Consider the following 11,736-nt stretch of genomic DNA (forward strand, 5'->3'; position numbering starts at 1 on the left):
ACACTAGGCTCAAAGCCCATCGCTTGACGGGCACAACCCGATGCATTGATCGCCCCCAAGGAAACAGACATGTCGGAAGCCGAAAACCACGCCAGCCCGCAAGACTCTACCAACCGCGCACTGGACAGCACCCAAGCCATCATCGAGTTCGACCCCAAAGGTTATATCCTGTCGGCCAACCAGAACTTCCTGGACACCATGGGCTACCGGGCTGCCGAGGTGTTGGGTCAACACCATCGCATGTTCTGTACGCCGGAATATGCCGAGAGCGCTGACTACCAGCATTTTTGGAAGGACATGGCCAACGGACAATACAAAACCGGCGAGTTCATGCGGTTGAACCGCCAAGGCGAACCAGTGTGGCTGCACGCGACGTACACCCCCATTCAGGGTCCAGACGGCCAAGTGACCAAAGTTATAAAGTTTGCCAGCAACATTACTGCGAACAAGCAGGAAGCGCTGGAGAACCAAAGCAAAGTGTCTGCCATCAATCGATCCCAAGGTGTCATCGAATTTGATCTACAGGGGAATATTCTGTCGGCCAACCCGAACTTTCTCGAGTTGGTGGGCTACACCCTGAAGGAAGTGGTTGGCCAGCACCACAGCATTTTTGTTGAACCGGCCGACGTCAACAGTGCTGCTTACCGTGCTTTCTGGAAAAGCCTGGGCGAAGGCAACTACGATTCAGGTGAATACCTGCGTGTGGGCAAAGGGGGTCGGCGGATCTGGATTCAGGCCAGCTACAACCCGGTGATGGACCTTCAAGGCAAGCCGGTGAAGGTGGTGAAATTCTGTAGCGACATCACCAGCCGAAAGCTGCAGTCCATCAAAGTTCAGGCCAAGCTCGATGCGATGTCCAAGAGCAACTGTGTATTGGAGCTCAACAGCAACCGTGAAATTGTGGGCAGCAACCCACTGATGCGCACCACGTTGGGCTATTCAGACAGTGACCTGCACGGCAAGCTGGATTCGTTCCTGATGTTTGATGAGGACGTCAGCCACGAGCATTATTATGCCGAGTGGGCCAAGCTGCGAGATGGCCGTTCCATCACCGGGGAACTGCGCCTGAAAGGTGCGGGTAACCGCCAAATTTGGCTCACTGGCACGCGCAGCCCGATTTTCGGTATCAACGGTGAATTGCTCGAAGTGATTTACCTGATGCAGGACGTCACCGACGGCAAGAACCTGCAAATGGACGCCCAGGGTAAACTGGGGGCCATCGACCGGGCTCAAGCGGTGATTGAATTTGACATGACTGGCAAGGTGTTGACCGCCAATGCCAATTTTCTGAATTTGATGGGATACGGTCTGGAAGAAATCCAGGGACGTCACCACCGCATGTTTGTCGATCCAGAATACGGCGCCTCAACCCAATACCAAGCTTTTTGGGAAAGCCTGGGCCGCGGACAATTCGAGCAGGGCGAATTTAAAAGGGTCTCAAAGAATGGTCGGGAAATCTGGATTCAAGCCACGTACAACCCGGTGTATGACCCCCGTGGCAACCTGGTCAAAGTGGTGAAATTCGCCAGCGACATCACTGACTCCAAATTGCGCAATCAGGAATTTGAGGCAAAGGTTGCAGCCATTAACCTGGGGCAGGCGGTGATTGAATTCAATCTGGATGGCCAGGTGCTAACGGCCAACCGCAATTTTCTCAACGCCATGGGCTACACCTTGCGGGAAATTCAAGGCCAGCATCACAGCATTTTCTGTTCACTGGAATACACCCAGAGCGAGCAATACCGTGATTTCTGGCTCAAGCTCAATGAAGGTCAATTCATCAGTGGTCGCTTTCACCGGGTGGGCAAATTCAATCGGGACGTGTGGATACAAGCCACCTACAACCCGATTCTGGACTTGAATGGGAATGTGACGAAGATCATCAAATACGCGTACGACGTCACCAAGGAAGTTCAACTGGAACAAAGCATCAACCAGAAAACGGAGTTGATGCGCAAGAGCATTGGGCATGTGGTCGAACGCATCGACCAGATCGCGGCAGAGTCTGGCAAAGTGGTCAAGTCGGCTGACGGCGGACTGGATTCTGCCCAGCAGGGTGCCCGTGACATCAAACGCTCCTTGGCCGCCATTCACGCGGTGCAGCATGGCACCCAGAAAGTGTCGGAAATTGTCCGCTCCATCAGTGACATTGCCAACCAAACCAACCTGCTGGCGTTCAACGCCGCGATTGAAGCTGCACGGGCCGGACAGCACGGGGTGGGCTTTTCAGTGGTTGCGGCCGAAGTTCGCAAGCTGGCCGAAAGCAGCGGCTTGGCAGCACGCGAGATTGCCACCCTGATTGAAGAAAATCTAGCTCAGGTCAATGACAGTTCGGAAACGCAACAATCCGTGGCCGCACACATGGACCAGATTGTGTCACTGCTGCAATCTGCCGGTGAATCGTTGCGTGATGTGATCGGGAAAGTCAGCGGTCAGGAATTCAACGCACGGGAAGTAATTCAGCTGATTGAGGCCTTGTCGGTATCCACTCAACGCGGGCGCACAGCATGAGCCTGACAAACCCGGTACCAGGCGGAACCGCCACCGGGTATGGCGCATTCCGAATCGGTGATTTGCACTTGGCGCTTCCGTTGGCCGATCTGCGGGAAGCCATTCCACTTCGCCAACTGCGTGCATTTCCCCACGGCGCAGACTGGCTGATGGGCACCATCCATGTTCGGGGTGTTGAGGTTCCAGTGATGGACCTGCTCAAGTTGTTGGGCAAGCAGCATCCAGCCCATCGCGACGATTGCATCCTGCTGCTGACCCATCAGCACCGCATGATCGGTGTGCTGTCGAGCCAGGTCAATAGCCTGTTTTTTCAGCATGCATCGAGCATTCGCGCCTTGCACAGCACCGACCACTTGGGACGCCTGAGCTCCGGCACGCTCATCAACCCATCGAACAACACCACCGCTTTCCTGTTGAACGTGGAGGCCTTGTTCGATTTGCCTGCCGTGGTGAGTGTGGAAGACCCTGAGCCACAGCGACAGGGCTTGGTCCAATCCAGTCAGGAGGCCAACGCCATCTCCGACACCACATCCAGTGATTCGCCGATGCTGTTGCTGAACAACGCCGGGGTTTCGTATGCCATCAACCCCAGCGACATTGAAACCACCATTCCAAAACCTGTGGTGGAACCCAGCGATTTGGCTGGCGGTTATTTCAAGGGGCATGTGGATTTCCGAGGCAAACGCATTCCTGCGATTTGCCTGGGCGAATACCTCGGTTTCGGGGCGATGCCAGACACCAAACGACAACCCCAAGCCTTGGTGCTGAAGTACGCCAGTGGAGAACTGGCAATCCTGATTGACCAGATTGTGGACATTGTGCGCGTCGATCTGCGGCAGACGATTGCATTGCCGCCATTGGCCCAACTGCGCAGCGACTTGATGTCGTCTGTGATTCCCAATTCGCTGCTCTACCCAGACAGACCCGACCAGTGCCACCACCATGTGTTGAACGCACAAGGTTTTTTGACAGACCCTGCGCTGGCTGAACTGGCTGCGGTGGTTCATCAAGCGGAAACCGAGCGGCAGCCGGAGATAACAGGGATTGGCGGAACGCAACACACGCTGACAGCGGATCAGCGCGTGATTGTTTTCAACCTACATGGCCTGTTTGCGGTGCCCATCGCAGAGGTAACCGAGGTACTCCCCTACCGTGGCATTGTAGAAGGCTTCCCGAAGCACCAACCCTTGCGTGGCTTTTTAACGCATCGCGGAAATGCGATACCCGTTTACGACCTGGCGCAAACCCTGGGCCTTGAACGGCAGCAGCTCGATGGCGATTCCAATGTGATTGTGAATCATCACCATCAACAATTGGTTGGGTATGCCGTGGGACAACTTACCTCCATCGAGCAGGCGCTGTGGTCACCCACAGTACCGGTGCTGGGCATGGAGCGACAAGCGCGCCACGGACCAGCGCGCAGCAACCAACGGATGGTGGAAGTGCGCCTGCATGGACAGCGCCAATTGATTGAGTGCCTCAGCCTGGCTGCATTGAACCCTGACGCGCCTGATGGAATGACTGAACCCATGCATCAAACCGATGGTCCTCAATCGCCTGTCGCATCTGAGACATCAGTTCCAAGTAGTAGTGCAAGTTGTGAATGGTGTTGAGCTGCGCACCCAGAATTTCTTTGCTGCGGTCCAGGTGGTGCAGATACGCCCGTGAAAAATGCTGGCAGGTGTAACAACTGCACTGCGCATCCAGCGGATTTTCATCGTTGCGAAATTTTGCATTCCGGATCCGAATGTCCCCATGCTGGGTAAATAGCCAACCATTGCGGGCATTGCGGGTGGGCATCACACAATCAAACATGTCGATGCCCTGCCCCACGGCATTGACCAAATCTTCCGGGGTGCCCACCCCCATCAGGTATCGGGGCTTATCGGCCGGCAGTTGAGGGGCTGTGTGGGCCAGAATGCGTTGCATGTCGTCTTTGGGTTCGCCAACGGACAAACCGCCAATGGCGTAACCATCAAAACCAATATTGGTCAGCCCAGCCAGTGAAACATCGCGCAGGCTTTCGTACATGCCGCCCTGCACGATCCCAAACAAGCCATTGGTGTTACCCAGTTCATCAAACGCATCGCGGGAACGACGCGCCCAGCGCATGGACAGCTCCATCGACGCACGGGCTTCTTCCAATGTGGCCGGATAGGGGGTGCATTCATCGAAAATCATGACGATGTCCGAATTCAGAACCGTCTGAATGCGCATGCTTTCCTCGGGTGTCAGGAACAGCTTGTCGCCATTGACCGGCGAGCGAAAGTGCACACCCTCTTCCTTGATTTTCCGCATGGCCCCGAGACTAAACACCTGGAACCCCCCGGAATCGGTGAGGATGGGGCCGTCCCAACCCATGAATCGGTGCAGGCCGCCAAACTTGGCCATGATGTCCAACCCGGGCCGCATCCAGAGGTGGAAGGTATTGCCGAGAATAATTTGCGCGGAGATGTCGTTGAGGTTTTGCGGTGTCATCCCCTTGACGGTGCCATAGGTGCCGACGGGCATGAAAATGGGGGTCTGTATAACCCCGTGAGCCGTGCGGATTTCACCCCGTCGGGCTTGCCCAGAGGTGGTTTTGAGGGTGAAGGACAGACTGGACTGGGGCTTGGTGTTCACGGCGGATCAGGCCTGCGAACAGGCGTCATGTGTGCTTGAAAAGGCGCATATTCTAAATCATTTCAATCACATGCACTTCATTTTCGGTGTTTGGAGTGGCGATTCAAAAACGAATCCAAGCACAGCAGGCGAAGGTTTGGCACAATGAGGGCATTCAAGATCAGAAGTACATCATGCATAAACCTGTGGACTCGCCCCTGCAAGCCGAAGAATTCGTGCGAGCCGAGAAACGCGAAGGTGACGCCGAGCTGGATGCCCACTTGTTCCGACAAGCATTGGCACAATTTGCAACCGGCATCACCATCATCACCACCCGCAAAGCGAACGGACAACTGGTGGGGGTCACTGCCAACTCCTTCAATTCCGTCAGCCTGCACCCGCCGTTGGTGTTGTGGAGCCTGTCCAAGAAATCCAGCAGCAACGACGCTTTCGCGGCGGCTGAGTACTATGGGGTGAGTGTACTGGCTGCGGACCAGCAAGAGCTGTCCACGCGCTTTTCCACTTTCAAAGGCGACCGTTTTCAAGGCCTGGACATCATCGAAGGACTGGGGGGCTGTGCACTCATTCCCCATGCCCTGGCCCACTTTGAATGCAAGGTCAAAAGCCGTTACGAGGAAGGCGACCACACCATCATGATTGGCGAAGTGCTGCGTTGCGATTACCGCGAGGGTGAAGCCTTGGTGTACCGCTCTCGGAAATATTTCCGGAACTGAATCGGTTCATTCAGTCCCAGTTCAATTCACCATGTCCGCTAAAGCTTTGCACCGGGTTTCGTCCGGAGGGTGTTTCCCGCGCCTGCAAATCGTCAGGCAATGCCTGCTTGGGGCCAGGCTGGCCAACCGCCACACAGGCTTGCACGGTGTAATGCCCAGGCACTTTCAGGTAGGCTTGAACTTTTGCGGCATCAAACCCACCCATGGCGTGAGTGGCCAAGCCCATGGCGTGCGCTTGCAGCGCCAGGTTGGCCCAGGCAGCACCGGTGTCGAATGCGTGGTTTTTTAAAGGCGCATACTCGGTGGAGTCCCGTTTGAGCGCGCTGTTTTTGGCGATGATCACCAACAAAGCCCCTGCCTGTTGCGCCCAACGCTGATTGGCAGGCACCAGGAAATCCAGGAAGGCTGACCAATGCGAATCACCCCGCAGCGCCCATGCAAAGCGCCAAGGTTGGGTATTGCTGGCAGACGGCGCCCAGCGGGCCGCTTCGAACAGGCTCATCAACTGCGCCTGTGTGACCGGCTCAGCCGAAAATGATCGGGGGGACCAGCGTTCCAGGATCAAGGATTCCACTGGATAATCCGGCTGGCGGCCGGTTGTGTTGGATTGGCTCATGGCTTGCACTGTGTCGATCACAATGCTTGATTGTAGTCAATCCACCAGCCGTTCGTTCAAAACCGACTGCAATCGGGCTTCATTCAAGTCTGTATTGCACAGCTCGATGAATTTGTAGGCGAAGCTGCGCAGGTAGTGGCCTTTGCGCACCGCAATGCTGGTGGTGTTTGCCGGAAAAGGGTTTTCAAGGTTGAGCAAAGCCAGGCCTGTGTCCTTGGATTTGCTGAATGCCATGCTGGCGATGATGCCCACACCGAGTCCCAGCTCCACGTAAGTCTTGATCACATCGGCATCCAGTGCAGAAATGGCGATGTCGGGATTCAAGCCATGGGCCGTGAAGGTTTCATCAATTTTGATACGCCCAGTAAAGCCCTCCTGATACGTGATGACCGGATACTCGGCCACGTCGGCCAGTGTGGGTTTGTCCAATTGCAGCAACGGGTGGTCGTTCTTGACCACCACTTGGTGCTTCCACTGGTAATACGGGAAGGTCACCAAGTCGTCCACATTGCCCAACACCTCGGTGGCAATGCCAATGTCCGCCTGGCCATCCAGCAGCATTTGGGTGATTTCCTTTGGGCTGCCCTGGTGCAGGCGCAAATGCACTTTGGGAAACAGCCGCTTGAATGCGTTCACCACCTCAGGCAAGGAATAGCGGGCCTGCGTGTGGGTAGTTACCACGGTGAGTTGACCCACATCGCGGCTGCTGTACTGCTCGGCTAGGTTCTTGATGTTGCGTGCATCCAGCAACATGCGCTCCACCACCACCAACAATTCCTTGCCAGGGTCGGTTAAGCCCATCAAGCGTTTGCCCTTCCGAACAAACAATTCAACCCCCAGTTCCTCTTCCAGATCACGAATGTGCTTGGACACACCCGGCTGCGAGGTGTACAGACTGTTGGCCACTTCCGTCAGGTTATAACCTTGGCGGACGGTTTCGCGGACAATGCGCAGCTGCTGAAAATTCATGATGCCAGGGCCACCTTGGAATGTTCAAACACCTTGAGCTGTTTGGCTGACAAATGAACCAACTGGCCTTCGGACAGGTTCAACGCCTGCGCCTGCTCAGCACCCAGTTCAACCTCGTAGTGCTGCGTGGCTGTTTCATCCAGCGAATCCAGCTCCACCCGGGTGCTCAGACCAAACCGCAGCAAGCGCACCACGCGTGCAGGAATGCCAGCAGCATGACCGGGTGCGGTGTGGATGTCAATTTCATGGGGACGCGCAAACGCCACCGACTCTTCGCGATGAAACTGGTTGGCCGACCCCAAAAAACCATACACAAATGGCGTGGCCGGGTGCTGATAAACCGCCTCCGGCGTCCCGATCTGTTCCACCCTGCCCTGATTCATCAAAACCACCCGATCGGCCACTTCCAGGGCTTCCTCCTGGTCGTGGGTTACAAAGATGGAGGTGATGTGCAGTTCATCATGCAAGCGGCGCAGCCAGCGGCGCAATTCTTTGCGCACCTTGGCATCCAGCGCGCCAAAAGGCTCATCGAGCAACAATACTTTGGGTTCCACAGCCAGCGCCCGTGCCAGTGCAATCCGTTGACGCTGGCCACCACTGAGCTGAGACGGGAATCGATCGGCCAGCCAGTCCAATTGAACCAGCTTCAAGAGGCTGTGGACCTTCTCCGCAATTTGGGCCTTGTTCAAACGTTCGGCGCGTGGCTTCATGCGCAAACCGAATGCGACATTGTCAAACACAGTCATGTGCTTGAACAGGGCATAGTGTTGAAACACAAAGCCGACATTGCGGTCGCGCACATGGGTGTTGGAGGTTTCCTCACCATCCAGAATCACCTCACCAGAATCGGCCTGTTCAAGCCCGGCAATGATGCGCAGCAAGGTGGTTTTACCGCAACCCGACGGGCCCAACAAAGCCACCAGTTCGCCGCTGTGGAAATCGAGGTTGACGTTGTGTAACGCGGTAAAGGTGCCGAATTCCTTGTGAATATTTCTGACCTGAATGCTCATGATATTTGCCTGAATTGTTCAATCAATGATTGCCCAGCTGTGCTGCACGGTGCTCAACCCAGGTTTTGATACCCAGGGTGATCAAGGCGAGGAAGGCCAGCAGGGATGCCACTGCAAAGGCCGCTGAAAACTGGTATTCGTTGTAAAGAATCTCGACATGCAACGGCAGCGTGTTGGTTTCACCACGAATGTGGCCCGACACCACCGACACGGCGCCGAATTCGCCCATGGCGCGGGCATTGCATAAAATAACGCCGTACAGCAAACCCCATTTGATGTTGGGCAGAGTGACGTACCAGAATGTTTGCCAACCCCGTGCGCCCAAGACGACCGCTGCTTCCTCTTCTTCTTTGCCCTGCGCTTGCATGAGGGGAATCAGCTCCCGAGCAATAAATGGAAAGGTAACAAACACCGTCGCCAACACAATGCCCGGGACTGCAAAAATGATTTTGATGTCCCAAGCTTGCAACCAGGGTGCAAACCAGCCTTGCGAACCAAACAACAAGACATAAATCAGACCGGCAATGACGGGCGACACCGAGAACGGCAAATCGATCAAGGTGATGAGGAAATGCTTGCCGCGGAATTCGAACTTTGCAATCGCCCAGGCCGCCGCCACACCAAACACCAAATTCAGGGGCAGTGCAATCGCAGCAGCCAGCAGTGTCAACCGCAGTGAATACAGTGTCTCTTCATCCAGCAGTGCATTTTTGTAAACCTCAACCCCTTGTCGGAATGCTTCCGCAAACACCGCCAGCAAAGGCAGCAATAAAAACAAGGTGAAAAAGCACAAGGCCAGACCAATCAGGCTGAATTTAACCCAGGGTGCTTCCCGGGTGGCCGACAGGCTTTGCAGGTGTTCAGCGCGTGAATGCCCCACACGCAAGGCCACCGCACCACTCATGAGGCTCTCCCAGTTCGTTTGGCCGTCCAGGCTTGCAGGCCATTGATGGCCAACAGCAACAGAAATGAAATGACCAGCATGACCACGGCAATGGCTGTTGCGCCGTTGTAGTGGTACTGCTCCAACTGGCTGATGATCATGAGCGGCGTGATTTCAGACACCATGGGAATGTTGCCTGCGATAAAAATCACCGAACCGTACTCGCCCACGGCCCGGGCAAACGCCAACGCAAAACCGGTGAGCAGCGCCGGAAAAATAATGGGCAACACCACATGCACAAAGGTTTTGAGTCGATTGGCACCCAAACTGGCCGCAGCCTCTTCAAGCTCGGTTTCCACGTCCTCCAACACAGGCTGAACAGTTCGTACCACGAACGGCAAACCAATGAAAATCAACGCCACCAAAATGCCCAGTGGTTTAAAAGCCACTTGTATGCCATGGGGCTCCAGGTATTGCCCCACCCAGCCATTGCCGGCATACAAGGCGGTCAGCGCAATACCGGCCACGGCCGTGGGCAAGGCAAAAGGCAGGTCCACCAGCGCATCAATCACGCGCTTGCCGGGAAAGGTGTATCGAACCAGTACCCAGGCTAGCAAAAGACCGAATACCGCATTGATGGCTGCTGCCAACAGGGATGTACCAAATGACAGCTTGTAGGATGCCACCACGCGGGGGCTGCTGATGACGGCCCAAAAATCAGCCCAGCCCATGTGGAATGTTTTCAGGAACACAGCCGACAGCGGAATGAGCACAATCAGGCAAAGGTAGGTGAGCGCGTAGCCAAGCGTCAGATGAAAGCCAGGCAGTACGCGCCGGGCGGAGGCCTGCGACACGATCAATCCTTTCAAAGGGTGTTTTGACGAAAGAACAGTCTAGGGGAGGGGTTGTGAAAACCGAACGATTAAAAAATTGCTTGGATATAAGAAAAATTTATGTAGGGCCCACTTGCTGAAATTCAAATCCGGCTTGCTGTACCGCATGCGCCAGGGACAGATCACCGGAATACCGGGCAATGGGTGTGACTCGGAATTCAGCTGCGGCTGCGTACAAGGCTGGAAGTTCAGACAGATTCCAGTCTGTTGTGACCCACACCGACAGGAAGTCTGGACGGATTTGCGCAATCAGGCTATTGGCCTCCAGTGAACTGTGGGCGTGCAAACCCGTTAAAAAGCCATTGCGCCGGTAGTTGTCGGCTGCAAATGCCAGGGTACTCAGGTCGGTGACTGCATTGGCCACCACTTGAATCACGAAATGGGTGGGGCTCAAACCGAGCGACTCAATCAAAGTTCTGAATGCTTTACCGTGGTTGTCGACCACCGAGGTGAAAAACCGTTGATTCACATCCAGAAACAAACGAACTGGTTCTGGGCTGACGCCAAAATAATTCAGGGTGTGCAGCGCGCGAATCAGGCGGTCACTGGCGATGTAGGTGTTGCTGTCCAGATTTTCGAAGGTGAGTTCTTGAATTGCACCATCCAAGCCCACGGTGTGGGCAACATGGCCAATGCGCTCGCCCGACAACACATGCGCAATGGGGGACAAGCCGCTGCTGACCACCAGGTCCTGAAATCGCCCAAGGACAACGCCGTTGTCATGCCGCCAGAAGGCCTTGTCATCCCGTGGCAAGGCAGGCAGACGCGCAACAGCCTGCTGAACACGCTCCAACGGCTGGGTGTGGGGATATGTGTGATGTGCACTCATGAAATGATCCAGCTGTTTGTTTACTGTAGACCGACCCGGGTAATGCGCCGGGCCTTTGCCAACGCGGTAAAGCGCTGCTTGACTGGTTGTGTTTGGGGCTCCAGCTCACCCAAGGGGATGGGCGACCAGTTGTCCCGCAAACCTTGAACCAAACGAAGCACGGATGGCCATCGTCCATGGCCCGATGCGGTGTTGATGTGACCCGCATTGGTCAAACTGAGGGCATGCAGGCCCCAGGTGTCGGCCCATCCAAATGCTTCCTCGGCACTCATCCATGGATCGTTGGTGCTGGCAACCACCAGGCCAGGCACCTTCAATGGCACAACGGGCATGCACTCCACAAGACTGTGAGCCTGCCCGGCCTGCTCACCAAGAAGCCCGGAAGCACCGAACCGACGGGGCGTTGCCGGTGCGACCAACACCACTGCACACACCTTGCTTTCATGGTCGGAAATGGCCATCACACTGGCCAGGCATCCAAAGCTGTGCGCCAACAAAATGACATGTCCTGGCGCCTGTCGGACATTGTCGCGAATCGCGTCAGCCCAGGCAGCAACCACCGGTTTGTCAAAATCAATGCCCTGTACGCGGCGGGTGTTGGGTAGCTCACGTTCCACCCAGCTTTGCCAGTGATCGGGATCACTGCCATGCAAGCCGGGTACAGTCAGGCAAAGCGGGGGTTGCATGGCA

General features: G+C 55.6%; 10 protein-coding genes and 1 pseudogene. 3 read left to right on the top strand and 8 right to left on the bottom strand.

Translation table 11 applies throughout. The features are described from left to right. Positions 1 to 69: 69 nt before the first annotated feature. Both NQT62_RS00760 and NQT62_RS00765 read left to right on the top strand, forming a co-directional pair. A complete protein-coding gene (locus tag NQT62_RS00760; protein WP_256762621.1) occupies positions 70 to 2,511 on the top strand; it encodes a methyl-accepting chemotaxis protein in 2,442 nt (813 codons plus the stop codon). Next, positions 2,508 to 3,899: pseudogene (locus tag NQT62_RS00765) on the top strand (chemotaxis protein CheW); the annotation flags it as partial. The gene NQT62_RS00760 and the pseudogene NQT62_RS00765, both read left to right, overlap by 4 nt. Before the next feature lie 91 nt (positions 3,900 to 3,990). On the opposite strand, the gene tgt reads toward NQT62_RS00765, so the two are convergent. Beyond that, on the bottom strand, positions 3,991 to 5,133 hold the full coding sequence (gene tgt, locus NQT62_RS00770) for a tRNA guanosine(34) transglycosylase Tgt (RefSeq protein WP_256762622.1): 1,143 nt from the start codon (positions 5,131 to 5,133) through the stop codon (positions 3,991 to 3,993). A gap of 173 nt (positions 5,134 to 5,306) precedes the next feature. On the opposite strand from tgt, the gene NQT62_RS00775 reads away from it, so the two are divergent. After that, positions 5,307 to 5,846 carry a flavin reductase family protein gene (locus NQT62_RS00775; protein ID WP_256762623.1) on the top strand — a complete coding sequence of 180 codons (540 nt, stop codon included), beginning with the start codon at positions 5,307 to 5,309 and terminating at the stop codon, positions 5,844 to 5,846. Positions 5,847 to 5,856: 10 nt separating this feature from the next. Here NQT62_RS00775 and NQT62_RS00780 read toward each other — a convergent pair whose 3' ends face one another. From NQT62_RS00780 to NQT62_RS00810, 7 genes are all read right to left on the bottom strand, one after another. Beyond that, positions 5,857 to 6,462 (bottom strand): nitroreductase family protein, encoded by a 606-nt coding sequence (locus NQT62_RS00780; RefSeq protein WP_256762624.1) that lies wholly within the window; start codon positions 6,460 to 6,462, stop codon positions 5,857 to 5,859. A gap of 36 nt (positions 6,463 to 6,498) precedes the next feature. Continuing rightward, the gene (locus NQT62_RS00785; RefSeq protein WP_256762625.1) at positions 6,499 to 7,431 is read right to left on the bottom strand and encodes a CysB family HTH-type transcriptional regulator; all 933 of its coding nucleotides are present in this window, start codon (positions 7,429 to 7,431) and stop codon (positions 6,499 to 6,501) included. After that, positions 7,428 to 8,441 carry a sulfate/molybdate ABC transporter ATP-binding protein gene (locus tag NQT62_RS00790; protein ID WP_256762626.1) on the bottom strand — a complete coding sequence of 338 codons (1,014 nt, stop codon included), beginning with the start codon at positions 8,439 to 8,441 and terminating at the stop codon, positions 7,428 to 7,430. The genes NQT62_RS00785 and NQT62_RS00790 overlap by 4 nt, the downstream gene beginning before the upstream one ends. 22 nt (positions 8,442 to 8,463) lie before the next feature. Beyond that, entirely contained in the window at positions 8,464 to 9,345 is an 882-nt protein-coding gene (gene cysW, locus NQT62_RS00795; protein ID WP_256762627.1) for a sulfate ABC transporter permease subunit CysW, read from the bottom strand. Beyond that, complete coding sequence (cysT, locus tag NQT62_RS00800; protein WP_370569112.1) at positions 9,342 to 10,178, bottom strand: sulfate ABC transporter permease subunit CysT; 837 nt, start codon at positions 10,176 to 10,178, stop codon at positions 9,342 to 9,344. Before cysT ends, cysW begins: the two co-directional genes overlap by 4 nt. A 97-nt stretch (positions 10,179 to 10,275) precedes the next feature. After that, complete coding sequence (locus NQT62_RS00805) at positions 10,276 to 11,046, bottom strand: hypothetical protein (RefSeq protein WP_256762628.1); 771 nt, start codon at positions 11,044 to 11,046, stop codon at positions 10,276 to 10,278. A gap of 20 nt (positions 11,047 to 11,066) precedes the next feature. Continuing rightward, positions 11,067 to 11,732, bottom strand: a complete 666-nt coding sequence (locus NQT62_RS00810; RefSeq protein WP_256762629.1) for an RBBP9/YdeN family alpha/beta hydrolase — start codon at positions 11,730 to 11,732, stop codon at positions 11,067 to 11,069. Positions 11,733 to 11,736 lie beyond the last annotated feature (4 nt).

This window comes from Limnobacter humi, from assembly GCF_024518835.1.
GTDB classification, from domain to species: Bacteria; Pseudomonadota; Gammaproteobacteria; order Burkholderiales; family Burkholderiaceae_B; genus Limnobacter; species Limnobacter humi.